Annotated in this window: 22 protein-coding genes; all 22 read left to right on the plus strand. The window is 71.8% G+C overall.

The features are described from left to right. The first annotated feature begins 1 nt into the window (after position 1). The 22 genes from thrC (at position 2) to AC5K6T_RS26770 (ending at position 24,480) form a co-directional block, all read left to right on the plus strand. On the plus strand, positions 2–1,060 hold the full coding sequence (gene thrC / locus AC5K6T_RS26665; RefSeq protein WP_493212932.1) for a threonine synthase: 1,059 nt from the start codon (positions 2–4) through the stop codon (positions 1,058–1,060). 519 nt (positions 1,061–1,579) lie between these two features. Beyond that, positions 1,580–2,509: a homoserine kinase gene (gene thrB / locus AC5K6T_RS26670; protein WP_493212934.1), complete on the plus strand. Its 930-nt coding sequence runs from the start codon at positions 1,580–1,582 to the stop codon at positions 2,507–2,509. Between the two features lie 422 nt (positions 2,510–2,931). After that, entirely contained in the window at positions 2,932–4,977 is a 2,046-nt protein-coding gene (gene rho / locus AC5K6T_RS26675) for a transcription termination factor Rho (protein ID WP_493212936.1), read from the plus strand. 160 nt (positions 4,978–5,137) lie between these two features. Continuing rightward, complete coding sequence (locus AC5K6T_RS26680; protein WP_493212938.1) at positions 5,138–6,985, plus strand: FG-GAP-like repeat-containing protein; 1,848 nt, start codon at positions 5,138–5,140, stop codon at positions 6,983–6,985. Positions 6,986–7,189: 204 nt separating this feature from the next. After that, positions 7,190–8,329 (plus strand): LCP family protein, encoded by a 1,140-nt coding sequence (locus AC5K6T_RS26685; RefSeq protein WP_493212940.1) that lies wholly within the window; start codon positions 7,190–7,192, stop codon positions 8,327–8,329. A 395-nt stretch (positions 8,330–8,724) separates the two neighbouring features. Then, positions 8,725–8,946 (plus strand): 50S ribosomal protein L31, encoded by a 222-nt coding sequence (gene rpmE, locus AC5K6T_RS26690; RefSeq protein WP_007499053.1) that lies wholly within the window; start codon positions 8,725–8,727, stop codon positions 8,944–8,946. A gap of 105 nt (positions 8,947–9,051) precedes the next feature. Next, positions 9,052–10,119 (plus strand): peptide chain release factor 1, encoded by a 1,068-nt coding sequence (prfA, locus tag AC5K6T_RS26695; protein WP_493212942.1) that lies wholly within the window; start codon positions 9,052–9,054, stop codon positions 10,117–10,119. A gap of 104 nt (positions 10,120–10,223) precedes the next feature. Beyond that, positions 10,224–11,063 (plus strand): peptide chain release factor N(5)-glutamine methyltransferase, encoded by an 840-nt coding sequence (prmC, locus tag AC5K6T_RS26700; protein ID WP_493213479.1) that lies wholly within the window; start codon positions 10,224–10,226, stop codon positions 11,061–11,063. Between the two features lie 52 nt (positions 11,064–11,115). Next, positions 11,116–11,763, plus strand: coding sequence for an L-threonylcarbamoyladenylate synthase (locus tag AC5K6T_RS26705; RefSeq protein WP_493212944.1), 648 nt, complete (start codon positions 11,116–11,118; stop codon positions 11,761–11,763). Then, positions 11,760–12,428: an arsenate reductase/protein-tyrosine-phosphatase family protein gene (locus AC5K6T_RS26710; protein ID WP_493212946.1), complete on the plus strand. Its 669-nt coding sequence runs from the start codon at positions 11,760–11,762 to the stop codon at positions 12,426–12,428. Before AC5K6T_RS26705 ends, AC5K6T_RS26710 begins: the two co-directional genes overlap by 4 nt. Before the next feature lie 430 nt (positions 12,429–12,858). Next, entirely contained in the window at positions 12,859–14,145 is a 1,287-nt protein-coding gene (glyA, locus tag AC5K6T_RS26715) for a serine hydroxymethyltransferase (RefSeq protein WP_493212947.1), read from the plus strand. 255 nt (positions 14,146–14,400) lie between these two features. After that, the gene (locus AC5K6T_RS26720) at positions 14,401–15,735 is read left to right on the plus strand and encodes an MraY family glycosyltransferase (protein ID WP_493212948.1); all 1,335 of its coding nucleotides are present in this window, start codon (positions 14,401–14,403) and stop codon (positions 15,733–15,735) included. A gap of 299 nt (positions 15,736–16,034) precedes the next feature. Then, positions 16,035–16,472 carry a Cg1360 family ATP-synthase-associated protein gene (locus AC5K6T_RS26725; protein ID WP_493212950.1) on the plus strand — a complete coding sequence of 146 codons (438 nt, stop codon included), beginning with the start codon at positions 16,035–16,037 and terminating at the stop codon, positions 16,470–16,472. Between the two features lie 225 nt (positions 16,473–16,697). Continuing rightward, positions 16,698–17,516, plus strand: a complete 819-nt coding sequence (atpB, locus tag AC5K6T_RS26730) for a F0F1 ATP synthase subunit A (RefSeq protein ID WP_493212951.1) — start codon at positions 16,698–16,700, stop codon at positions 17,514–17,516. Between the two features lie 73 nt (positions 17,517–17,589). Beyond that, positions 17,590–17,826 (plus strand): ATP synthase subunit c family protein, encoded by a 237-nt coding sequence (locus AC5K6T_RS26735; protein ID WP_285510094.1) that lies wholly within the window; start codon positions 17,590–17,592, stop codon positions 17,824–17,826. 38 nt (positions 17,827–17,864) lie between these two features. Continuing rightward, the gene (locus AC5K6T_RS26740) at positions 17,865–18,413 is read left to right on the plus strand and encodes a F0F1 ATP synthase subunit B (protein ID WP_493212953.1); all 549 of its coding nucleotides are present in this window, start codon (positions 17,865–17,867) and stop codon (positions 18,411–18,413) included. After that, the gene (locus AC5K6T_RS26745) at positions 18,410–19,231 is read left to right on the plus strand and encodes a F0F1 ATP synthase subunit delta (RefSeq protein ID WP_493212955.1); all 822 of its coding nucleotides are present in this window, start codon (positions 18,410–18,412) and stop codon (positions 19,229–19,231) included. The genes AC5K6T_RS26740 and AC5K6T_RS26745 overlap by 4 nt, the downstream gene beginning before the upstream one ends. Positions 19,232–19,384: 153 nt before the next feature. Next, complete coding sequence (atpA, locus tag AC5K6T_RS26750; RefSeq protein ID WP_493212956.1) at positions 19,385–20,974, plus strand: F0F1 ATP synthase subunit alpha; 1,590 nt, start codon at positions 19,385–19,387, stop codon at positions 20,972–20,974. 21 nt (positions 20,975–20,995) lie between these two features. Next, positions 20,996–21,913, plus strand: coding sequence for a F0F1 ATP synthase subunit gamma (locus AC5K6T_RS26755; RefSeq protein WP_493212958.1), 918 nt, complete (start codon positions 20,996–20,998; stop codon positions 21,911–21,913). After that, complete coding sequence (atpD, locus tag AC5K6T_RS26760; RefSeq protein ID WP_493212960.1) at positions 21,913–23,361, plus strand: F0F1 ATP synthase subunit beta; 1,449 nt, start codon at positions 21,913–21,915, stop codon at positions 23,359–23,361. The genes AC5K6T_RS26755 and atpD overlap by 1 nt, the downstream gene beginning before the upstream one ends. 131 nt (positions 23,362–23,492) lie before the next feature. Further along, the gene (locus AC5K6T_RS26765) at positions 23,493–23,867 is read left to right on the plus strand and encodes a F0F1 ATP synthase subunit epsilon (RefSeq protein WP_493212962.1); all 375 of its coding nucleotides are present in this window, start codon (positions 23,493–23,495) and stop codon (positions 23,865–23,867) included. Positions 23,868–24,036: 169 nt separating this feature from the next. Next, entirely contained in the window at positions 24,037–24,480 is a 444-nt protein-coding gene (locus AC5K6T_RS26770) for a DUF2550 domain-containing protein (protein ID WP_493212964.1), read from the plus strand. The last annotated feature ends 89 nt before the right edge of the window (positions 24,481–24,569 follow it).

Below are 24,569 nucleotides of genomic sequence, written 5' to 3' on the forward strand. Positions count from 1 at the left end.
AATGACCCACCAGTGGCGCGGCATCATCGAGGAGTACCGGGACCGGCTGCCGGTGTCCGACACCACGCCGGTCGTGACGCTCCGTGAGGGCGGCACCCCGCTCGTCCCCGCCCAGGTGCTCTCCGAGCGCACGGGCTGCGAGGTCCATCTGAAGGTGGAGGGCGCCAACCCCACCGGCTCCTTCAAGGACCGCGGGATGACCATGGCCATCTCCAAGGCCAAGGAGGAGGGCGCGAAGGCCGTCATCTGCGCCTCCACCGGCAACACCTCGGCGAGCGCCGCCGCGTACGGCGTGCGGGCCGGCATGGTCTCCGCCGTGCTGGTCCCGCAGGGCAAGATCGCGCTCGGCAAGATGGGTCAGGCGCTGGTGCACGGCGCGAAGATCCTCCAGGTCGACGGCAACTTCGACGACTGCCTCACCCTCGCCCGCGACCTCAGCGAGAACTACCCCGTCGCGCTGGTCAATTCGGTCAACCCGGTCCGTATCGAGGGGCAGAAGACGGCCGCCTTCGAGATCGTGGACATGCTCGGCGACGCGCCCGACATCCACGTCCTGCCGGTCGGCAACGCGGGCAACATCACCGCCTACTGGCGGGGGTACCGGGAGTACGCCGCCGACGGCATCGCCTCCCTCACGCCCCGCATGTGGGGCTTCCAGGCCTCCGGCAGCGCCCCGATCGTGCGCGGCGAGGTGGTCAAGGACCCGTCCACCATCGCCACCGCCATCCGCATCGGCAACCCGGCCTCCTGGCAGTACGCGCTCGCCGCGCGGGACGAGTCGGGCGGCCTCATCGAAGAGGTGACGGACCGTGAGATCCTGCGCGCCTACCGGCTGTTGGCCGCGCAGGAGGGCGTCTTCGTGGAGCCGGCCTCGGCGGCGTCCGTGGCCGGTCTGCTCAAGGCCGCCGGCCAGGGGCTGGTCGACCCCGGCCAGCGCATCGTCTGCACGGTCACCGGCAACGGCCTGAAGGACCCCGACTGGGCCGTCGCGGGCGCCCCGCAGCCGGTCACCGTCCCCGTCGACGCGGCCACCGCGGCCGAACGGCTGGGCCTCGCCTGACCGGCGCCCCCGCGCCCCGCGCCGTCGCACGCCCGTCGCGCACCTCGCGTGCACGGCCGTCGCGCACCCCGGCGCACCGGTCGCGCACCCGGACCCGCCGCCCGCACCGGCAGCCCGGAACGGACGGACCGCCGCCGGAGGGACCGCCCGGACCGCCCGGAACTCCCGCACCGTACGGGACTTCCGAGGTCCGGGCGCCCCTCCGCGCCGCGGCGGGGCGGTCCCGGGCGAGCGAGGGCCCGCCCGCGACCGGTGCACAAGGGGCTCGCGACACGCATCGTGCGCCTCCCGTGCGCCCTATGTCGCCACAGAACCTTCCTTCGATAGGCTGTAGTGAACCCGCCTGCCGCATATGCCTGAGCGTTGCGCGCGGCGCCACGCTTCCGGGCGGCCCGCGGGGCTTCCTCGTACGCCCATCGAGTGTCAACGAGCGTCAACCAAGTCTCATCGAAGTCTCATCGAAGTCTCATCGAGTGTCCCCGACAGGACAGTCCGCAGCTCAAGGAGAGTCATCGAGCGATGGCCGGTCCCGCCTTCCGCGCCGCCGCCGTCCGGGTGCGCGTCCCCGCCACCAGCGCCAACCTCGGCCCGGGCTTCGACGCCCTCGGCCTCGCGCTGGGCCTGTACGACGACGTGGTCGTCCGGGTCGCCGACTCCGGTCTGCACGTCGACATCGCCGGTGAGGGCGGCGAGACGCTCCCGCGCGACGAGAACCACCTGCTCGTACGGTCCATGCGCACCGCGTTCGAGGCGCTCGGCGGGCAGCCGCGCGGCCTGGAGATCGTGTGCGCCAACCGCATCCCGCACGGCCGCGGCCTCGGCTCCTCCTCGGCCGCCATCTGCGCCGGCATCGTCGCCGCCCGCGCCGTGACCATAGGCGGCGAGTCCAGGCTGGACGACGCCGCCCTGCTGGAACTGGCCACCGAGATCGAAGGCCACCCCGACAACGTGGCTCCGTGCCTGCTCGGCGGTTTCACCGTCGCGTGGATGGAGAGCGGCGCCGCCCGCGCCATCAGGATGGAGCCCGAGCGTTCCATCGTTCCGGTGGTTTTCGTGCCCGGGAAGCCCGTCCTCACCGAGACCGCCCGCGGCCTGCTGCCGCGCACCGTCCCGCACGTCGACGCCGCCGCCAACGCCGGCCGCGCCGCCCTGCTCGTCGAGGCCCTCACCCGGCGCCCCGGACTGCTGCTGCCCGCCACCGAGGACCGCCTGCACCAGGAGTACCGCGCGCCCGCCATGCCGGAGAGCGCCGCCCTGGTGGAGCGGCTGCGGGCCGACGGCGTGCCCGCCGTCATCTCCGGCGCCGGGCCCACGGTGATGGCCCTCGCCGACGCCGACACCGCCGACAAGGTCGAGGCCCTGGCCGGCCCCGAATGGGCCGCGAACCGGCTCGGCCTGGACCTTCAGGGGGCGAGCGTGCTGCCGCTCGCCCCGGCCGGCGGGGAGTAGGGCACGCGATTGCCGGATTTGGAGAGGGGGAATGTTTGTTGGATCCGGTAGTGTTAACCTCAAGTCTGCACCCGACCCCACCATGGCGAGGTGCCTCGTGTCCCCGTCAGGGACAGACATTCTTCCGGGAGCCCCCCAAGCCGCACTGTGTTCCGTACGTCATACGCGGGCCGTACGCCGTATGCGGGCACTGAGCGGTCCGACGGCGGGGGTACCCCCGCTGGGGGAGCTCCGGAATCGGTGCAACCACGCCACGTGACACTGGGTGCCACGGCTCGGGGGAGCGCCATCACCAGATATCTCATCCGCCCTTCCGGCGGATTACCGCCCCGGCACGGTCCAGCTAGCAGGGACCGCAGCCGGACAGCACAACCGGTCGCCGAGCCAGACAGGCCGACGTCCGCTCCAGGGAAGGACCCTTCGTGAGCGACACCACCGATCTGATGGGCGCACGTGTCGAGGAGACCGCTGCCGCGCCCGCCACGGACGCCTCCGCGCCTGCCGCCGGTGCCGGCTCCCGGCGGCGCCGCGGTACCGGCCTCGAGGGCATGGTGCTGGCCGAGCTCCAGCAGGTCGCCTCCGGCCTCGGCATCAGGGGCACCGCGCGGATGCGCAAGAGCCAGCTGATCGAGGTCATCAAGGAGGCGCAGGCCGCCGGAGGCTCCGCCCCGGCCAAGGCCGACGCGCCCGCCGAGACCAAGCCCAAGCGCCGCACCACCTCCCGTACGCGCACCGGCGACGACGCCGAGAAGGCCCAGACGGCCGGCAAGCCCGAGCAGGCCGACAAGGCCGACAAGGCCGACAAGGCCGAGAAGAAGACGGCTGCCAAGACCGAGGCCCCCGCCGAGAAGGCCGCGGCCCAGCAGCAGATCGAGATTCCCGGCCAGCCCGCGGGCCGCAGCCGCGACGCCGGGGACGACGCGCCCGCCGAGCGCCGTCGCCGCCGGGCCACCGCCGAGGCCGGCAGCCCCGAGACGGTCACCGCCGAGGCCAAGGGAGACACCCGGACCGAGGCCAGGGCCGAGGCGAAGGCCGACGCCCCCGCCCAGCAGGGCGACGCCCGCGGGGACGCCGACGGCGGCGAGGGCCGCCGCCGCGACCGCCGTGAGCGCGGCCGCGACCGCGACCGCCGCGGCAAGGGCGACGACCAGCAGCAGGGCCAGGGCGGTCAGCAGCGCCAGCAGCAGGGCGGCGGCCGCCAGGACCGCGCCCAGGACGACGGCTACGACGACGAGGCGGGCGGCCGCCGGGGCCGTCGCGGCCGCTACCGCGACCGCCGCGGCCGCCGCGGCCGCGACGACGTGCAGGAGCCGCAGATCGCCGAGGACGACGTCCTGATCCCGGTCGCGGGCATCCTGGACATCCTCGACAACTACGCGTTCATCCGCACCTCCGGCTACCTGCCCGGCCCGAACGACGTGTACGTCTCCCTCGCCCAGGTCCGCAAGAACGGCCTGCGCAAGGGCGACCACATCACCGGTGCGGTCCGCCAGCCCAAGGAGGGCGAGCGCCGCGAGAAGTTCAACGCGCTGGTCCGCCTGGACTCCGTCAACGGCATGGCGCCCGAACACGGCCGCGGCCGTCCGGAGTTCAACAAGCTGACCCCGCTGTACCCGCAGGACCGTCTCCGGCTGGAGACCGACCCGGGCGTGCTGACCACGCGGATCATCGACCTGGTGTCGCCGATCGGCAAGGGCCAGCGCGGTCTGATCGTGGCCCCGCCGAAGACCGGCAAGACCATGATCATGCAGGCGATCGCCAACGCGATCACCCACAACAACCCCGAGTGCCACCTGATGGTCGTCCTGGTCGACGAGCGTCCGGAAGAGGTCACCGACATGCAGCGGTCGGTCAAGGGCGAGGTCATCTCCTCGACCTTCGACCGCCCGGCCGAGGACCACACCACGGTCGCCGAGCTCGCCATCGAGCGCGCCAAGCGTCTGGTGGAGCTGGGCCACGACGTGGTCGTGCTGCTCGACTCGATCACGCGTCTGGGCCGTGCCTACAACCTGGCCGCCCCGGCCTCCGGCCGCATCCTGTCCGGTGGTGTCGACTCGACCGCCCTGTACCCGCCGAAGCGGTTCTTCGGTGCGGCCCGCAACATCGAGGACGGCGGCTCGCTGACCATCCTCGCCACCGCCCTGGTGGACACCGGGTCCCGCATGGACGAGGTGATCTTCGAGGAGTTCAAGGGCACCGGCAACATGGAGCTCAAGCTCGACCGGAAGCTCGCCGACAAGCGCATCTTCCCGGCCGTCGACGTGGACGCCTCCGGCACCCGTAAGGAGGAGATCCTCCTCGGGAACGAGGAGCTGGCGGTCGTCTGGAAGCTGCGTCGCGTGCTGCACGCCCTCGACCAGCAGCAGGCGATCGAGCTGCTGCTGGACAAGATGAAGCAGACGAAGTCGAACGTCGAGTTCCTCATGCAGATCCAGAAGACGACGCCGACCCCCGGCAACGGCGACTGAGCGTCCGCCGCCTGCCGGCACCGGCACCGCGAAAGGGCCGCCCCCCCCGGGCGGCCCTTTCGCCTGCCCGGACGGCCCTCCGGCCGTCGCCCGGGGAGCGTGTAGGATCGCGTGCCCTGTACCGCCAACGTTCTTCACCCCCAGGGGGACTCGCGTGGTTGTGTCCACACCCGAGGGTCGTGACCGCAGACGCCGCCGGATGCGGATCGTCCTGCCCGTGGCCGCCGCCGGCATCGCCGCGGCCGTCACCGCCGCGCTGCTGGTGCAGGCCGCCGGGGCCGCGCCCGTGCTGCCCGAACCGGACGTGGCCCCGCCCGGGCACACCACGCTGGCCGAGGGCGAACTCCAGGCGCGGGTGGCGGGTGCCCTGGCGGGCGGTGCCGGCCCCGCCTCGGCGAGGACGCCCGGGGACGGTGCCGCGAGCGCGGCGGACCCCGCGGGCACGGACGCCACCGGCGGCACGCAGGCTTCCCCCGGCGGTGCCCCGTCCGGCGGCTCTGCCCCCTGGCTGGCCCAGCTCTGGTACCACGACGACCGTGGCACGCCCGCCACCGGCGACGACGTGGACGACTTCTGCACCGGGGCCCTCGTGGCGCCGACGAAGATCCTCACCAGCGCGGGCTGCGTCAAGAACCACAACTGGTACGCGTACGGTGCCGTGGTCACCGGCGCCGGCCGGCTCGCCACCGCGGGCGGGGGCACCGCCCCCGCAGCCGGCGGCCACCGCGGCACCGCCCGCGACGCGGGCGCCGTCGGCCTCCACGGCGGCACCGTCTCGCTGCCGCTGCGGCAGTACTACGACCCCGCGTACAGCCCGGACACCCCCGGCGGCGACCTCGCGGTCCTCACCCTGGACGCGCCCGTCGCCGCCGAGCCGGTGCGGATGACCGCGGCTGCCGACACCGGCGCCTACCGGCCCGGCGCCGTGGCCGGACTGCACGGCTGGGACCCGGCCGGCTCCGCCCGGGCCGCCACGCTCACCCTGCGCCCCGAGGACGGCTGCGACGCCGGTTCCGCAGCCGCGGACCAGGTCTGCGCGGCCGGCTCCGGGGCCGGCTCCGGAGACGACTCCGGGGGCGGCTCCGGAGGCGGCTCCGGGGGCGGGACGTGCACCGCCGACGCCGGTGCCCCGCTCGTCGCCGGAGGCCGTGTCATCGGCGTCGCGCGCGGCGGGCGGCAGTCCTGCCCCGCCGCGTTCACCCGGCTCCGGGACCACCTCGGCACCGTCCGGGCGCGGGTGGACGACGCCAACCTCAGCCGCGACCACCGCGCCGACCTGTTCGTGCGCCGCGCCGAGGACGGCACCGCCTACTTCAAGGCCTCCAAGGGCAGCTCGTTCGACCCCCGCGACGAGACGGGCGACTGGCGGGCCGCTGACCTCCTCGTGCAGACCGACCTCGACCGGGACGGCTTCCAGGACCTGGTGTGGCGGCGCACCGGCGACGGCGTGCTGTTCCGGGCCCGGTTCGTCCCCGCCGACCACGTCTGGCGGACCACGCCGGTCACCGGCGACTGGGGCACCCGCAGCCACCTCGCCGCCCCCGGCGACGTCACCGGTGACGACCTGCCGGACCTGGTGTCGGTCGACTCCGGCGGCGTGCTGTGGATCCACCCCGGCCGGGGCGACGGCACCCTCGCCGGCCCCGTGCGGGTGTCCGCCGGCTGGGACGCCTACGACACGGTGCTCGGCCACGGCGACTTCACCGACGACGGCCTGCCCGACCTGATCACCCGGGACCGCGCCGACCACGCCGTCTATCTGCACCCGGGCACCGGCAGGTCCGGCCCCGGCGCCTTCGGTCCGCGGGTCAGGGTGCGCACCTGGAAGGACTACGACGCCTTCGTCGCCGTCGGCGACGTCAACGGCGACAGCCGGGCCGACCTCCTCGCCCGCGCCCCCGACGGCACGCTCTACCTCTACAAGGGCACCGGCAAGGCCTCCGCCGAGATCTTCGACACACGCGTCGCCGCCGCACCCGACTTCCAGCAGTACGACCTGCTCGGCTGAACCCGCTGGTCGGCAGGCGTCCCCGCAGCCGGCGGCGGCGCCTGACGGCCGGCCGGTGCACAGGGCGGCCACAGCGCGCCGTGCAACCCTCCGCAGCGTTTCCCTGTCTGACCCATCAGCGCGACGATGGTGCGGTGCAGGTCGATATGGCCTGGCCTGTCCGTCGACCCCAGGGTCACCGACCGGACGAGAGCCGAGGAGCACATGCCAGCCGACAGGACGCCGGGACCCGGCATACCGGGCGGAACCGGATGGAGCGGTCCGCGTCACAGCGGCAAGGGCCGCCGCCGCAAGCCCCGCGGCGGGAACAAGGGCCTGAAGATCGCGGCCTGGACCGCGGCCGGGGTCGTGGTGCTCGGCGGTGCCGGGGCCGGCTACGTCTACTTCAAGCTCAACGGCAACATCAGCAGCGTCGACATCAACCAGGCGCTCGGCACCGACCGGCCCACCAGGGCCGACAACGGCTCCGAGAACATCCTGGTGCTCGGCTCCGACTCGCGCTCCGGCGGCAACCGGGCGCTCGGCGGCGGCGCCGACGAGGGCGGCGCCCGCTCCGACACGGCGATGATCGTGCACGTGTACGAGGGCCACCGGAAGGCCAGTGTGGTGTCCGTCCCCCGCGACACCCTCGTCGACCGGCCGGAGTGCACCGACGCGGACGGTGTCACCCACGACGCGGCGAGCGGCGTGATGTTCAATTCGGCGTACTCCGTCGGCGGCGCGGCCTGCGCCGTGAAGACCGTCGAGTCGATCACCGACCTGCGCATGGACCACTACCTGGAGGTCGACTTCAGCGGCTTCCAGAAGCTCATCGACGAACTGGGCGGCGTCGAGGTCACCACCACCCAGGACATCTCCGACCCCGACAGCCACCTCGACCTCAAGGCCGGCACCCACCAGCTCACCGGAGAGCAGGCCCTCGGCCTGGTCCGCACCCGGCACGGCGTCGGCGACGGCTCCGACCTCGGCCGCATCCAGCTCCAGCAGGCCTTCGTCAAGGCGCTGGTCGCGCAGGTCAAGGACGTGGGCGTACTCACCAACCCCAGGAAGCTCTACGACCTCGCCGACACCGCCACCAAGGCCGTCACCACCGACTCCGACCTCGGCTCGGTCAACAGTCTGCTCTCCTGGGCGGGCGGCCTCAAGGGCATCACCCCCGACGCCATGACCATGGTGACCATGCCGGTCCAGTACGACCCCGCCGACCTCAACCGGGTCCTCCTGGACGAGGCCAGGGCCGACCTGGTCTGGAAGGCGCTGAGGGCCGACCGGCCGATCCCCGAGTCGGCGACCGAGGGAACCGCCACCGGCCAGGCGAAGGACGTCGTCGGCGACGCCCCGTGACGGGGCCGGGTGTGCCCCGTGACGGGGGCGGGCACGCCCCGTGACGGGATCCGGGCATGTCCTGCGACCGCCCGGCGCGGCCCCGTGGCGTGTGCGTGTGACGTGACCCGGCCCGCACCCCGGGACCCGCCCCGGGGGCGTCCCGCGGTACGCCCCCGACCCCTCCCGCGGTAGGTCCCCGTCCCGCCTGCTGCCCCTCCCCCGCACGCTTCCCGGCCCGCCCCCGCCAGGCTCACGGGCTGCCGCGGACCCGGACGGCCGGGCGGGAATAGATCACGGCGGGACCCGGTTTTGGGAGATGGCGCCAGTCCTGGCAGACTGGTACGTCGGCCCCGGTTCACGCCCCGCACCCCGCGGCAGGCGACCCGGTGCCCTCCCTGAACCTAGGAGACACCTTGAAGCGCGACATCCACCCCGCGTACGTCGAGACGCAGGTCAGCTGCACCTGCGGCGCGTCGTTCACCACCCGCAGCACCATCGAGTCCGGCACCGTCCGGGCCGAGGTCTGCTCCGAGTGCCACCCGTTCTACACGGGCAAGCAGAAGATCCTCGACACCGGTGGCCGCGTGGCCCGCTTCGAGGCCCGCTTCGGCAAGGCCGCCGGCTCCAAGAAGTAGCGAGCCCCATTGCGCCGGTCCACGGCCACACCCCTCCCGGGTGTGCCCGGGACCGGCGTTTTTGGTCGCCCGCCCTTCACCCCCGTACCCCCACTGGAGCCCAAGATGTTCGAGGCCGTCGAGGACCTGGTCACCGAGCACGCCGACCTGGAGAAGAAGCTCGCGGACCCCGCCGTCCACGCCGACCAGGCCAACGCGCGCAAGCTCAACAAGCGCTACGCCGAACTCACCCCCATCGTGGCCGCGTTCCGCTCCTGGAAGCAGCTCGGCGACGACATCGAGACCGCGCGCGAGCTCTCCGCCGACGACCCCGACTTCGCCGCCGAGGTCAGGGACCTCACCGAGCAGCGCGAGGACCTCACCGAGAAGCTGCGCCTGCTGCTGGTGCCGCGCGACCCCAGCGACGACAAGGACGTCATCCTGGAGATCAAGGCGGGCGCGGGCGGCGACGAGTCCGCCCTGTTCGCGGGCGACCTGCTGCGCATGTACCTGCGCTACGCCGAGCGCGTCGGCTGGAAGACCGAGATCATCGACGCCACCGAGTCCGAACTGGGCGGGTACAAGGACGTCCAGGTCGCGGTGAAGGTACGCGGGCAGCAGGAGCCCGGCCAGGGCGTGTGGGCCCGGCTGAAGTACGAGGGCGGCGTGCACCGTGTGCAGCGCGTGCCGGCCACCGAGTCGCAGGGCCGCATCCACACCTCCGCCGCCGGCGTGCTCGTCACGCCCGAGGCCGAGGAGGTCGACGTCGAGATCAACCCGAACGACCTGCGCATCGACGTCTACCGCTCCTCTGGCCCCGGCGGGCAGTCCGTCAACACCACCGACTCCGCGGTGCGGATCACGCACCTGCCCACCGGAGTCGTCGCCTCCTGCCAGAACGAGAAGAGCCAGCTGCAGAACAAGGAGCAGGCCCTGCGTATCCTGCGCTCCAGGCTGCTCGCCATGGCGCAGGAGGAGGCGGAGAGGGAGGCCGCCGACGCCCGCCGCAGCCAGGTCCGCACCGTCGACCGCTCCGAGAAGATCCGTACGTACAACTTCCCGGAGAACCGCATCTCGGACCACCGCGTCGGCTTCAAGGCCTACAACCTGGACCAGGTCCTGGACGGCGACCTCGACGCGGTGATCCAGGCCTGTGTCGACGCGGACTCGGCGGCGAAGCTCGCGGCCGCCTGACAGACCTCGCGGCCGCCTGACAGACAGCGGGACGGACGAGTACCACTTCACGGAGGACGAGCGTGCGGCAATCATTCGGGGGGCGACCCCCAACCCCCCGCGGTCTGCTGCTCGCGGAGGTGGCCCAGGCCACCCAGCGGCTGGCCGACGCCGGCGTGCCCTCGCCGCGCACCGACGCGGAGGAGCTCGCCGCGTTCGTGCACGGTGTCCGGCGCGGCGAGCTCCACTCCGTGCAGGACGCCGACTTCGACGCCCGCTACTGGGAGGTCGTCGCCCGCCGCGAGGCCCGCGAGCCGCTCCAGCACATCACCGGCCGGGCCTTCTTCCGCTACCTGGAACTCCAGGTCGGGCCCGGCGTGTTCGTGCCCCGGCCGGAGACGGAGTCCGTGGTCGGCTGGGCCATAGACGCCGTCCGGGCGATGGACGTGGTCGAGCCGTGCATCGTCGACCTGTGCACCGGCTCCGGCGCCATCGCGCTCGCCCTCGCCCAGGAGGTGCCCAGGTCCCGGGTGCACGCCGTGGAGCTGTCCGAGGAGGCTCTGGTGTGGACCCGCCGGAACATGGCCGGCTCCCGCGTCGACCTGCGCCAGGGCAACGCCCTCGACGCGTTCCCCGACCTCGACGGACAGGTCGACCTGGTGGTCTCCAACCCGCCGTACATCCCCCTCACCGAGTGGGAGTACGTCGCCCCCGAAGCCCGCGACTACGACCCGCAGATGGCGCTGTTCTCCGGCGAGGACGGCCTGGACCTGATCCGCGGCATCGAGCGCACCGCGCACCGGCTGCTGCGGCCCGGCGGCGTGGTCGTGATCGAGCACGCCGACACCCAGGGCGGCCAGGTGCCGTGGATCTTCACCGAGGAGCGGGGCTGGGCGGACGCGGCCGACCACCCCGACCTCAACAACCGCCCACGGTTCGCCACCGCCCGCAAGGCGATGCCGTGAGCACCCATCCGACTTCAGCCCGGCAGTACGTGCCCGAGGAGGACCGCTAGACATGGCCCGGCGATACGACACCAACGACGCGACCGACCGCGTGACCGGTCTGCGTGAGGCCGCGTCCGCCGTCCGCCGTGGCGAGCTGGTGGTCCTGCCCACCGACACGGTGTACGGCATCGGCGCCGACGCGTTCTCCTCGGAGGCCGTCGGCGACCTGCTCACCGCCAAGGGCCGCGGGCGCAACATGCCCACGCCCGTCCTCATCGGCTCCCCGAACACCCTGCACGGCCTGGTCACCGACTTCTCCGAGGCGGCCTGGGAACTCGTCGACGCGTTCTGGCCGGGCGCGCTCACCCTCGTCGCCCGGCACCAGCCGTCCCTCCAGTGGGACCTCGGCGACACCCGCGGCACGGTCGCGGTGCGCATGCCGCTGCACCCGGTCGCCATCGAGCTGCTCACCGAGGTCGGCCCGATGGCCGTGTCCTCGGCGAACCTGACCGGCCACCCGGCGCCGGAGGACTGCGACGCCGCCGAGCGGATGCTCGGCGACTCGGTCTCCGTCTACCTCGACGGGGGCCCCACGCCCGGCATCGTGCCGTCCTCCATCGTCGACGTCAGCGGCTCCGTCCCCGTCCTGCTGCGCGAGGGCGCGCTCTCCCCGGAGGAGCTGCGCAAGGTCGTACCCGACCTTGAGGTGGCCAATTGACACCCCCGGACGCGGGGCGCGGCATAGGCGGCACCGGGGAGGAGACGACCACCTTCGGCTTCCCCCGGGACAGCTTCCGCATCCTCCACGTCAGCACCGGCAACGTCTGCCGGTCGCCCATCACCGAGCGGCTGACGCGTCACTACGTCAGCCAGCGGCTCGGCGTGCTCGGCGGCGGCCTGATCGTCGAGAGCGCGGGCACCTGGGGCCACGAAGGGGCGCCCATGGAGGCCAACGCCGAGGCGGTGCTGGCCGACTTCGGGGCGGACGCCTCCGGCTTCACCGGCCGCGAGCTGCTCGACGAGCACGTCATCATGGCCGACCTGGTGCTGACCGCCACCCGCGACCACCGCTCCCAGGTCATCTCCATGGGGCACTCGGCCGGACTGCGCACCTTCACGCTCAAGGAGTTCACCCGCCTGGTGAACGCCATAGACCCGACGACCCTGCCGCCGCTGGAGGACGGGGTCGTGCAGCGCGCCCGCGCCCTCGTCCGGGCCGCCGCCGCGCTGCGCGGCTGGCTGCTCGCGCCGACGGCCGACGCGGACGAGGTGTACGACCCGTACGGGGCGCCCCTGACGTTCTTCCGCTCGATCGGCGACGAGATACACCAGGCCCTGGAACCGGTCGTCACGGCCCTGACGGGCGTCCCCACGCGGATGTAGCGAACCCAGACGGGCCCGACGGGCGCCCACGGGCGCTGACGGGCGCTGACGGGCGCTGACGGGCGCTGCCGTGCGGCTGCGGCGGTCCCTGCGGCCGGTTCCCGCACGGCTGCGGCGGCCCCGGTCGGCGTGCCCCGGTCGGCGTGTCCCGTCCGGACCCCCGGCCGGCCCTTCCGGGCCGCCTCCCGGCCCGCCCCTCCCGGCCCGCCCCTCCCGGCCCGCCTCTCCCGGCCCGCCCCTCCGGGCCTCCGTCCGGACCTTCCCCTCCGGGGCTCCCCGCCGGTCGCCGCCGACGGCCCGGCGGAGGCGGTGCCGCGCGGGTGCCGTCCGCCTCGCCCGCGCGGTGCTCCTGCCGGGCGGGCCTCTCCCGCCCGGCCTACATTGGAGCTACGCCCCAGCCACGTCCCCCGCCGACGCCCGGGAGCTCACCATGGCGCTCACCCCTGTCCTCCCGGAGGCCGGCATCCTGCGGCACCAGGACCCCGAACTCGCCGACGTCGTCGCGGGGGAGTCCGCCCGGCAGGCCACGACCCTCCAGCTGATCGCCGCCGAGAACTTCTGCTCGCCCGCGGTGCTCGCCGCGCTCGGCTCACCGCTGGCCAACAAGTACGCCGAGGGCTACCCCGGTGCCCGCCACCACGGCGGCTGCGAACTGGTGGACGCCGCCGAGCGGATCGCCGTCGACCGGGCGCGGGTGCTGTTCGGCGCCGCGCACGCCAACGTCCAGCCGCACTCCGGTTCCTCGGCCGTCCTCGCGGCGTACGCGGCGCTGCTGCGGCCGGGTGACACCGTGCTGGCCCTCGGCCTGGCCCACGGCGGCCACCTCACCCACGGCTCGCCCGCGAACTTCTCCGGCCGCTGGTTCGACTTCGTCGGTTACGGCGTCGACGCGGAGACCGGGCTGATCGACTACGAGCAGGTGCGCGCCCTGGCCCGCTCCCACCGCCCCAAGGCGATCGTGTGCGGCTCGATCGCGTATCCGCGGCACATCGACTACCCCCTCTTCCGGGCGATCGCCGACGAGACCGGTGCCCTGCTCATCGCCGACGCCGCCCACCCCATCGGCCTGGTCGCCGGGGGAGCGGCGCCCAGCCCGGTGCCGTACGCGGACGTCGTGTGCGCGACCACGCACAAGGTGCTGCGCGGGCCGCGCGGCGGGATGCTGCTGTGCGGCGCGGACCTGGCCGAGCGGGTGGACCGCGCGGTGTTCCCGTTCACCCAGGGCGGCGCCCAGATGAACGCCGTCGCCGCCAAGGCGGTCGCCTTCGGCGAGGCGGCCGCTCCGGCGTTCACGGTGTACGCCCATCAGGTGGTCGCCAACGCGCGCGTGCTGGCCGCCGGGCTCGCCGCGGAGGGGCTGGCCGTCACCACGGGCGGCACCGACACCCATCTGATCACCGCCGACCCGGCGCCGCTGGGCGTCGACGGACGCACCGCACGCGGCCGGCTCGCCGCCGCCGGGATGGTCCTGGACTGCTGTGTGCTGCCCCACGGGGACGGGCGCGGCCTGCGCCTGGGCACGGCCGCGGTCACCACCCAGGGCATGGGGCAGGAGGAGATGGCCCGCATCGCCGCGCTGCTCGCCGCGGTGCTGCGGCAGGAGGCCGACAGCCGCACCGCGCGCGAGGCGGTACGGGAGCTGACGGCGGCCTTCCCGCCGTACCCGGACCCGTACCCGGGCTCGGACCGGGGGAGGGCCCGTCGCGGCGAACCCTGACCGGGGCGGCCGTACCCGCAGGCGCCGGCGGGCGCCGGACCACGCCGGTGCACGCCGCGCCGCCGGAGGGCGGGTCCGGCCGGACCCGGCCGGACCCGCCCTGCGGCGGCGCGCGCCGGGACGGGGGTGCGCACCGGCCCGCGGCCCGCGTGCAACCATCGTCGCTACCCGGATGTCCCCACACATATGCGTCGTGTATGCGAGCGTCGCTAGGGTGTGGGGCTGTGATGGCCAGCGAGACCTGTGGGGAAGCCCGTGCGTGAATACCTGCTGACGCTCTGCGTCACGGCCGCGGTGACGTATCTGCTGACAGGGCCGGTACGGAAGTTCGCGATCGTGGCCGGGGCGATGCCGGAGATCCGGGCGCGCGACGTGCACCGGGAACCCACTCCGCGGCTCGGCGGTATCGCGATGTTCTCCGGTCTGTGCGCGGGCCTGCTGGTGGCCGGCCATCTGGCCAACCTCAGCGAGGTCTTCGAGACGTCGAACGAGCCGCGGGCGCTGCTCTCGGGCGCCGCGCTGATCTGGCTGATCGGCGTGCTGGACGACAAGTTCGAGATCGACGCGCTGATCAAGCTGGGCGGGCAGATGATCGCCGCGGGCGTCATGGTGATGCAGGGTCTGACGATCCTGTGGCTGCCCATCCCGGGCGTCGGCAACGTGGCGCTGACCCAGTGGCAGGGCACCCTGCTCACCGTCGCGCTGGTGGTCATCACCATCAACGCGGTGAACTTCGTCGACGGCCTCGACGGCCTCGCGGCGGGCATGGTGTGCATCGCGTCGGCGGCCTTCTTCCTCTACGCGTACCGGGTGTGGGTGTCGTACGGCATCGAGGCGGCGGCACCGGCCACCCTGTTCGCGGCGATCCTGATGGGTATGTGCCTGGGGTTCCTGCCGCACAACATGCACCCGGCGCGGATCTTCATGGGCGACTCGGGGTCGATGCTGATCGGCCTGGTGCTCGCCGCGGGTGCGATCTCCGTCACGGGGCAGGTCGACCCGGACGCGCTGAAGCTGTTCGCGGGCTCGGAGAAGGCGGCGGTGCACCAGACGGTGCCGGTCTACATCCCGCTGCTGCTGCCGCTGACCATCATCGCGATCCCCGCCGCGGACCTGATCCTGGCGATCGTGCGCCGGACCTGGCGCGGCCAGTCCCCGTTCGCCGCCGACCGGGGCCACCTGCACCACCGGCTGCTGGAGATCGGCCACTCGCACAGCAGGGCCGTGCTCATCATGTACTTCTGGTCCGCGCTGATCGCCTTCGGTGCGCTGGCCTACTCGGTGAACTCCGCGTCCATGTGGATCGTCCTGGGGGTCGTGGTGCTCAGCGCGCTCGGCCTGGTGCTCCTGCTGCTGCCGCGCTTCAGCCCCCGTACGCCCGCCTGGGCCGAGCACTTCGTGCCGCCGCGCTACCGCCGCCGCCGGCCGGAAGCGGAACCGATCACAGCGCTTGCGGGGGAGGCTCTTGAGCCGTCCGCGGACGAGCCGCGCACCCCGGTCGCCGCCGGCGCCCCCACGGTCAACGGAGCCACCGCGCTGAGCGCGCGTCCGCCGGTCCTGGATCGGGGCAAAGCGGAAACGTCGCGCTGACGCGAAGGTAAGAATCTGACTAGAGCATTGCCAACTCATGGGGGAGCGAACCTCCCCAATATCAGACAAGTCGGCGCGGTACCTGCACAGACGCGCGGCTTCACCCTCATGTGTGACTGCGGGCACACCCCTCAGGTAAAGACCTCATCAAATAGTTTGTGATACGGTTCACGAGAACCCCGGACAGCACCGAAGGGCCCGGCCATGAGGGCCCTTTCGGACCTGAGGAGCCTTCTCGGTCCGGGACTACGCTCGTCCATGACGACACCCCTGCCCCCTGTGAAAGCGGAGTTGCCGCCATGCCGTCCAATGACGTCCGGAACCTTCTGCAGTGCGCCGTACCCACGGCCGCTGCCGGTGTGGTCGCGGTCGCCATCAGTGCGGCGGTGGCCGGAGGCAAGGGCGCTCTGGGAGCCGCCGTCGGCACGCTGCTGGCCATCGCCTTCATGGGCATCGGCCTCTACGTCCTGCAGTGGACGGCAAAAACGCTCCCGCAACTGTTCCAGGCCATGGGGCTGATGCTCTATGTCGCACAGCTCCTGCTGCTTCTGATGTTCGTCGCGCTCTTCAGGGACACGTCCGCCTTCAGCCCGAGGGCGTTCGCGGTCTCGCTGGTCGTCGCGACCGTCGTGTGGATGGCGGCGCAGGCGCGTGCGCACATGAAGGCCAAGCTCTTCTACGTCGACCCGGACTCCGAGAACAGCGACAGGCCCAGCAAGACGGGGCCTTCGTCGTGAGGGGTAGGGGCGGGATAAAGAGCTGTGAGAACTCCTGCTATCGTCCGGTGCCAACTGCGGCATCGCGGGCGCGGGCTTGTGAGCTGACGCCTGCACCATCGCGAGGCTCGAAGCCCCTCAGCCGCCCTCACATCCGTATCACCAGTCCGGTGCCGACTCGCGGCTGCGCGCCGCGCCGACACAACGAGGTTGCCGAACCCATGCGTCACGCCGAAGGAGCCCGCGGTGAGTGCTGACATGACCCAGCTCGCCTTTGAGTGGGATTGCCGCATCCTGTCCGACAACGGCTGTGGCTTCCCGGCTCCGGGCCTGCACTCGTTCCTCTTCCAGCCGATCTTCACCGCCGGCGGGTTCGAGTTCAACAAGGTGATGCTGCTCGCGCTCATCACCACGGTCCTGGTCGTCGGCTTCTTCTGGGCCGCCTTCGGCAAGGCCAAGGTCGTGCCCGGCAAGCTGCAGATGGCCGGCGAGGCCGGCTACGACTTCGTCCGCCGCGGCATCGTCTACGAGACGCTCGGCAAGCGCGAGGGCGAGAAGTACGTCCCCCTCATGGTCTCGCTGTTCTTCTTCGTGTGGATCATGAACGTCTGGTCCGTGATCCCGCTGGCCCAGTTCCCGGTGTCGTCGATCATCGCCTACCCGATGGTGCTGGCGGCCGTCGTCTACATCACCTGGGTCTCGCTGACCTTCAAGCGCCACGGGTTCGTCGGCTTCTTCAAGAACGTCACCGGCTACGACAAGTCGCTCGGCGCCGTGCTCCCGCTCGTCATGGTCATCGAGTTCTTCTCGAACCTGATCGTGCGGCCCTTCACGCACGCGGTCCGGCTCTTCGCCAACATGTTCGCCGGCCACCTGATGCTGGTGATGTTCACCGTCGCCTCCTGGTACCTGCTGAACGGCGCGATGATCCCGGCGGCCGGCGTCTCCTTCGTCATGACCATCGTCATGATCCTCTTCGAGCTCTTCGTGCAGGCGGTGCAGGCGTACGTCTTCGTGCTCCTCGCCTGCTCGTACATTCAGGGCGCTCTCGCCGAGCACCACTGAGTCCCGCACCACCCACCCCCTGATCGTCCGGTGGCCAACTCCCACCGGTCCGTAAAGAGAAGGAAGAATCAGCATGGCTGCCACTGAGACCCTCGCCGCCGTCACCGGTTCGCTCGGCTCCATCGGCTACGGTCTGGCCGCGATCGGCCCCGGCGTCGGCGTCGGCATCATCTTCGGCAACGGCACCCAGGCCCTCGCCCGCCAGCCCGAGGCGGCCGGCCTGATCCGCGCCAACCAGATCCTGGGCTTCGCCTTCTGTGAGGCGCTCGCCCTCATCGGCATCGTTATGCCGTTCGTGTTCGGTAAGTAAGCCCCCTTACCCGACACGTTTCGACGAAAGGCACTGATGTGATCGCCAACCTGGTACAGCTGGCGGCCGAGGAGGAGCAGAACCCGCTCATTCCTCCGGGCCCCGAGCTGCTCGTCGGCACCATCGCCTTCGCCATCGTGTTCTTCTTCTTCTGGAAGAAGCTGCTTCCGAACATCAACAAGGTTCTGGAGGAGCGCCGCGAGGCGATCGAAGGCGGTATCGAGAAGGCCGAGGCCGCGCAGACCGAGGCCGCGAGCGTCCTTGAGCAGTACAAGGCCCAGCTCGCCGAGGCCCGGCACGAGGCCGCGCGTCTGCGCCAGGAGGCGCAGGAGCAGGGTGCCTCGCTCATCGCCGAGATGCGTGCGGAGGGTCAGCGGCAGCGCGAGGAGATCGTCGCCGCCGGTCACGCGCAGATCGAGGCCGACCGCAAGGCCGCCTCGTCCGCGCTGCGCCAGGACGTCGGCAAGCTCGCCACCGACCTGGCCGGCAAGCTCGTCGGCGAGTCCCTGGAGGACCACGCCCGGCAGAGCCGCGTGATCGACCGTTTCCTCGACGAGCTCGAGGAGAAGGCCGAGGCGGCTCGATGACAGCGCACGGAGCGAGCCGCGAGGCCCTGGCAGCCGCACGCGAGCGCCTCGACGCGCTGACGGACTCCACGTCCGTGGACGCGGCGCGGCTCGCCGACGAGCTCGCCGCCGTCACCGCGCTGCTCGACCGCGAGGTCAGCCTGCGTCGGGTCCTCACCGACCCGGCGCAGTCCGGCGAGGCCAAGGCCGAGCTGGCCCAGCGCCTGCTCGGCGGACAGGTCGGCGGCGAGGCCGTGGACCTGCTGGCCGGCATGGTGCGCTCCCGCTGGTCGCAGTCCCGCGACCTGGTGGACGCGCTGGAGGAGCTGGCGGACACCGCCGACCTCACCGCCGCGCAGCGGAACGGCACGCTGGACGACGTCGAGGACGAGCTGTTCCGGTTCGGCCGGATCGTCTCCTCCAGCACCGAGCTGCGCGCCGCGCTGACCGACCGCAAGGCCACCGCCGCCGCCAAGGGCGAGCTGCTGCGCAGCCTGCTCGGCGGCCGGGCGAAGGCCACCACCGAGCGTCTGGTGACGCGTCTGGTCACCGTGCCGCGGGGACGTAGCCTGGAGTCGGGACTGGAGTCCCTGTCCAAGCTCGCCGCCGAGCGCCGGGACCGCATGGTCGCCGTCGTCACCTCGGCGGTGCCGCTGAGCGACGGCCAGAAGGAGCGCCTCGGCGCCGCCCTGGCGAAGCTCTACGGGCGCCGGATGCACCTGAACCTCGACGTGGACCCCGCGGTCCTCGGCGGGATCCGGGTCCAGGTCGGCGACGAGGTCATCAACGGCTCCGTCGCGGACCGCATCGACGAGGCGGCCCGCCGACTGGCGAGCTGACGCCGTCGCCGGCGCAGGCGACGCGGCAACTGAAAACGCAGAACGTACTTACGGCCCTGGTTGGGCCGTGCAGAGGATTCACCTCGTTCAGGGGGGAGTCCCCATCCCCCCAAAGTGAAACTTCGGGCCCAACAAGGAGAGCAGGGAACCCAGATGGCGGAGCTCACGATCCGGCCGGAGGAGATCCGGGACGCGCTGGAGAACTTTGTCCAGTCGTACAAGCCGGACGCGGCCTCGCGCGAGGAGGTCGGTACGGTCACCCTTGCCGGCGACGGCATCGCGAAGGTCGAGGGCCTCCCCTCGGCCATGGCCAACGAACTGCTGAAGTTCGAGGACGGCACCCTCGGCCTCGCCCTCAACCTCGAGGAGCGCGAGATCGGTGCCATCGTCCTCGGTGAGTTCAGCGGCATCGAGGAGGGTCAGCCGGTCACCCGCACCGGTGAGGTCCTCTCCGTCGCGGTGGGCGAGGGCTACCTCGGCCGTGTCGTCGACCCGCTCGGCAACCCGATCGACGGCCTCGGTGAGATCGAGACCGAGGGCCGCCGCGCCCTCGAACTGCAGGCCCCCACGGTCATGCAGCGCAAGTCGGTGCACGAGCCGATGGAGACCGGCTACAAGGCCGTCGACGCCATGACCCCGGTCGGCCGCGGCCAGCGTCAGCTGATCATCGGCGACCGCCAGACCGGCAAGACCGCCCTGGCCGTCGACACGATCATCAACCAGCGCGACAACTGGCGCTCCGGCGACCCGAAGAAGCAGGTCCGCTGCATCTACGTCGCCGTCGGCCAGAAGGGCTCCACCATCGCGTCGGTGCGCCGCGCGCTGGAGGAGAACGGCGCACTGGAGTACACGACCATCGTCGCCGCCCCGGCGTCCGACCCGGCCGGCTTCAAGTACCTGGCGCCCTACACCGGCTCCGCCATCGGCCAGCAGTGGATGTACGAGGGCAAGCACGTCCTCATCATCTTCGACGACCTGTCGAAGCAGGCCGACGCCTACCGCGCCGTGTCGCTGCTGCTGCGCCGCCCGCCGGGCCGCGAGGCCTACCCGGGTGACGTCTTCTACCTGCACTCCCGTCTGCTGGAGCGCTGCGCCAAGCTCTCCGACGACATGGGAGCCGGCTCGATGACCGGTCTGCCGATCGTCGAGACCAAGGCCAACGACGTCTCGGCGTTCATCCCGACCAACGTCATCTCCATCACCGACGGCCAGTGCTTCCTGGAGTCCGACCTGTTCAACGCCGGTCAGCGCCCGGCCCTGAACGTCGGTATCTCCGTCTCCCGCGTCGGCGGCTCCGCCCAGCACAAGGCGATGAAGCAGGTCTCCGGCCGCCTCCGCGTGGACCTCGCCCAGTTCCGCGAGCTGGAGGCGTTCGCCGCCTTCGGTTCCGACCTGGACGCCGCGTCCAAGTCGCAGCTGGAGCGCGGTCAGCGCATGGTCGAGCTGCTGAAGCAGGCCCAGTACGAGCCGATGCCGACCGAGGACCAGGTCGTTTCGGTGTGGGCCGGCACCACCGGCAAGATGGACGACGTCCCCGTCGCCGACATCCGCCGCTTCGAGCGGGAGCTGCTGGAGTACCTGCACCACCAGGAGCAGGGCCTCATGACCTCCATCAAGGAGGGCGGCAAGATGTCGGACGACACCCTCACCGCAGTCGCCGACGCGATCGCCGCGTTCAAGAAGCAGTTCGAGACCTCGGACGGCAAGCTTCTCGGCGAGGACGCCGCGGCCGCCGCCAAGTGACGTAAGGAAGGGACCTGACTCATGGGAGCCCAGCTCCGGGTCTACAAGCGTCGCATCCGATCCGTCACCGCGACCAAGAAGATCACCAAGGCGATGGAGATGATCGCCGCCTCGCGCGTCGTCAAGGCGCAGCGCAAGGTGGCGGCCTCCACGCCGTACGCGCAGGAACTGACCCGCGCGGTCACGGCGGTCGGCACCGGGTCGAACACCAAGCACCCGCTCACCACCCAGGCCGAGACGGTCACCCGGTCCGCAGTGCTGCTGCTGACCAGCGACCGGGGTCTGGCCGGTGCGTTCAACTCCAACGCCATCAAGGCGGCGGAGCAGCTGACCGAGCGCCTGCGGCGCGAGGGCAAGGAGGTCGACACCTACATCGTCGGCCGGCGCGGCGTGGCCCACTACAACTTCCGCGAGCGCAAGGTCGCGGAGTCGTGGTCCGGCTTCACCGACGAGCCCTCGTACGCGGACGCCAAGAAGGTCGCGGCGTCGCTGATCGAGGCCATCGAGACCAGCACGGCGGACGGCGGCGTGGACGAGCTCCACATCGTCTACACCGAGTTCGTGTCGATGATGACGCAGACGGCCGTCGACAGCCGGATGCTGCCGCTCAGCCTCGAAGAGGTCGCGAAGGAGGCCGCCCCCGGGGGCGAGATCCTTCCGCTGTACGACTTCGAGCCGTCGGCGGAGGACGTCCTCGACGCCCTGCTGCCGCGGTACGTCGAGAGCCGGATCTACAACGCGCTGCTCCAGTCGGCCGCTTCCAAGCACGCCGCCACCCGGCGCGCGATGAAGTCGGCCACCGACAACGCGGGCGAGCTGATCAACACGCTCTCCCGTCTTGCCAACGCGGCCCGCCAGGCCGAAATCACCCAGGAAATCAGCGAGATCGTCGGTGGCGCGAGCGCCCTGGCCGACGCGACCGCGGGGAGTGACAACTAATGACCACCACTGCTCAGACGGCCACGGCGTCTGGCGTGGCCACCGGCCGCGTCGCGCGGGTCATCGGCCCGGTCGTCGACGTGGAGTTCCCCGTCGACGCGATGCCGGACATCTACAACGCCCTTCACGTCGAGGTGGCCGACCCGGCCAACGCCGGCGAGAAGAAGACGCTGACCCTGGAGGTCGCCCAGCACCTGGGTGACGGCCTGGTCCGCACCATCTCCATGCAGCCCACCGACGGCCTGGTCCGCCAGGCCCCGGTCGTCGACACCGGCGACGGCATCACCGTCCCGGTCGGCGACTTCACCAAGGGCAAGGTGTTCAACACCCTCGGTGAGGTGCTGAACGTCGACGAGGCCTACGACGGCGAGCGCTGGTCCATCCACCGCAAGGCCCCGAACTTCGACGAGCTCGAGTCGAAGACCGAGATGTTCGAGACCGGCGTCAAGGTCATCGACCTCCTCACCCCGTACGTCAAGGGTGGAAAGATCGGTCTGTTCGGCGGCGCCGGCGTCGGCAAGACGGTGCTCATCCAGGAGATGATCTACCGCGTCGCCAACAACCACGACGGTGTGTCGGTGTTCGCCGGCGTCGGTGAGCGCACCCGTGAGGGCAACGACCTCATCGAGGAGATGTCGGACTCCGGCGTCATCGACAAGACCGCGCTGGTCTTCGGCCAGATGGACGAGCCCCCGGGCACCCGTCTGCGGGTGGCCCTGGCCGGTCTGACCATGGCGGAGTACTTCCGCGATGTGCAGAAGCAGGACGTGCTGTTCTTCATCGACAACATCTTCCGCTTCACCCAGGCCGGCTCCGAGGTGTCGACCCTGCTCGGCCGCATGCCCTCCGCGGTGGGCTACCAGCCGAACCTGGCCGACGAGATGGGCCTCCTCCAGGAGCGCATCACCTCGACCCGCGGTCACTCGATCACCTCCATGCAGGCGATCTACGTCCCCGCGGACGACCTGACCGACCCGGCCCCGGCCACCACCTTCGCCCACCTCGACGCGACGACGGTGCTCTCCCGTCCGATCTCCGAGAAGGGCATCTACCCGGCCGTGGACCCGCTGGACTCCACGTCCCGGATCCTGGACCCGCGCTACATCGCGCGGGACCACTACAACGCGGCCATGCGCGTGAAGAACATCCTGCAGAAGTACAAGGACCTGCAGGACATCATCGCGATCCTCGGCATCGACGAGCTCGGCGAGGAGGACAAGCTCGTCGTCCACCGGGCCCGTCGCGTGGAGCGCTTCCTGTCCCAGAACACCCACGTGGCCAAGCAGTTCACCGGCGTGGACGGTTCGGACGTGCCGCTGGACGAGTCGATCGCCGCGTTCAACGCGATCTGCGACGGTGAGTACGACCACTTCCCGGAGCAGGCGTTCTTCATGTGCGGTGGCCTTGAGGACCTGCGCAAGAACGCCAAGGAGCTGGGCGTCTCCTGAGCCCCGTGCTCCGAGTGAGCCCCGTGGCTCACACCGGAGGGGGCGGGTGCGTCCCGCCCCCTCCGGCACGCCCACTAGACTTGTAACCCACACCCGGCACACCCGCCGGGTGGTGACCCGAGGAGCCACCCTTGGCTGCTGAGCTGCACGTCGCGCTGGTCGCGGCCGACCGAGAGGTCTGGTCCGGCGAGGCCACCCTGGTCGTCGCGCGCACCACGTCCGGCGACATCGGCGTCATGCCCGGTCACCAGCCGCTGCTCGGTGTGCTGGAGTCGGGCCCGGTGACCATCCGTACGAGTGAAGGCGGAACGGTGATCGCCGCGGTGCACGGCGGTTTCATCTCCTTCGCGGACGACAAGCTGTCGCTGCTGGCCGAGATCGCCGAGCTGTCGGACGAGATCGACGTCCAGCGCGCGGAGCGGGCCCTGGAGCGCGCGAAGTCGGGCCAGGACGCCTCCGCCGAGCGGCGCGCCGAGGTCCGCCTGCGGGCGGCGACGGCGCGCTGACGCACCGGCGCACTGGGGGCACCCCCAGATCCTCCAGCCACTGGGGGAGCCACGCGATGATGTACCTCAGCCGCGGCTGGGACCGGAGGGATCCGGACCCGGCCGCGGCTGAGGCAGATCTGGGTGTTTTTTACGTTCCGTTACCTAGGAGACGAGGAGGTCGGTGCCGATGGTCCTCGCTCTGACTGTGAGCGGAGTCGTCGTCGCGCTCGTGGTGCTGGGGCTGTTCGCGTTCGGTCTGCGCCGCAGGCTGATCCAGCGTTCCGGGGGCACCTTCGACTGCAGCCTGCGCTGGGAGGTCTTGGAGGGCGACGTCAGCGGGAAGGGCTGGGCGTACGGGATCGCCCGCTACAACGGCGACCGCGTGGAGTGGTTCCGGGTGTTCTCCTACGCCCTGCGCCCGCGCCGGGTCCTGGAGCGTTCCGCGATCGAGGTGGCCGGCCGCCGTGCCCCGGAGGGCGAGGAGGAGCTGGCGCTGCTGTCCGACGCGGTGATCCTGGCCTGTCTGCACCGCGGCATCCGCCTGGAGCTCGCGATGAGCGAGGACGCGCTGACCGGTTTCCTCGCCTGGCTGGAGGCGGCCCCACCGGGACAGCGGGTGAACGTGGCGTAGCCGCCGCGTCCACCCGCTGGAGGGGGATTCCCCGGACGGGTCCGGGGGCCCGCCGCCCGGGCGCCTGAGCGGGCCGGGCGGTCGGGGTC

Source organism: Streptomyces sp. B8-7 (genome assembly GCF_058833805.1).

What these genes read in the sequence shown, in the direction of transcription:
- AC5K6T_RS26745 (WP_493212955.1), top strand. Translation starts at nt 18,410, where the DNA reads ATGACAGCGCACGGAGCGAGCCGCGAGGCCCTGGCAGCCGCACGCGAG.
- AC5K6T_RS26685 (WP_493212940.1), top strand. Translation starts at nt 7,190, where the DNA reads ATGCCAGCCGACAGGACGCCGGGACCCGGCATACCGGGCGGAACCGGA.
- AC5K6T_RS26755 (WP_493212958.1), top strand. Translation starts at nt 20,996, where the DNA reads ATGGGAGCCCAGCTCCGGGTCTACAAGCGTCGCATCCGATCCGTCACC.
- thrB (WP_493212934.1), top strand. Translation starts at nt 1,580, where the DNA reads ATGGCCGGTCCCGCCTTCCGCGCCGCCGCCGTCCGGGTGCGCGTCCCC.
- glyA (WP_493212947.1), top strand. Translation starts at nt 12,859, where the DNA reads ATGGCGCTCACCCCTGTCCTCCCGGAGGCCGGCATCCTGCGGCACCAG.
- AC5K6T_RS26705 (WP_493212944.1), top strand. Translation starts at nt 11,116, where the DNA reads ATGGCCCGGCGATACGACACCAACGACGCGACCGACCGCGTGACCGGT.
- atpA (WP_493212956.1), top strand. Translation starts at nt 19,385, where the DNA reads ATGGCGGAGCTCACGATCCGGCCGGAGGAGATCCGGGACGCGCTGGAG.
- prfA (WP_493212942.1), top strand. Translation starts at nt 9,052, where the DNA reads ATGTTCGAGGCCGTCGAGGACCTGGTCACCGAGCACGCCGACCTGGAG.
- AC5K6T_RS26725 (WP_493212950.1), top strand. Translation starts at nt 16,035, where the DNA reads ATGCCGTCCAATGACGTCCGGAACCTTCTGCAGTGCGCCGTACCCACG.
- AC5K6T_RS26770 (WP_493212964.1), top strand. Translation starts at nt 24,037, where the DNA reads ATGGTCCTCGCTCTGACTGTGAGCGGAGTCGTCGTCGCGCTCGTGGTG.
- AC5K6T_RS26735 (WP_285510094.1), top strand. Translation starts at nt 17,590, where the DNA reads ATGGCTGCCACTGAGACCCTCGCCGCCGTCACCGGTTCGCTCGGCTCC.
- atpD (WP_493212960.1), top strand. Translation starts at nt 21,913, where the DNA reads ATGACCACCACTGCTCAGACGGCCACGGCGTCTGGCGTGGCCACCGGC.
- thrC (WP_493212932.1), top strand. Translation starts at nt 2, where the DNA reads ATGACCCACCAGTGGCGCGGCATCATCGAGGAGTACCGGGACCGGCTG.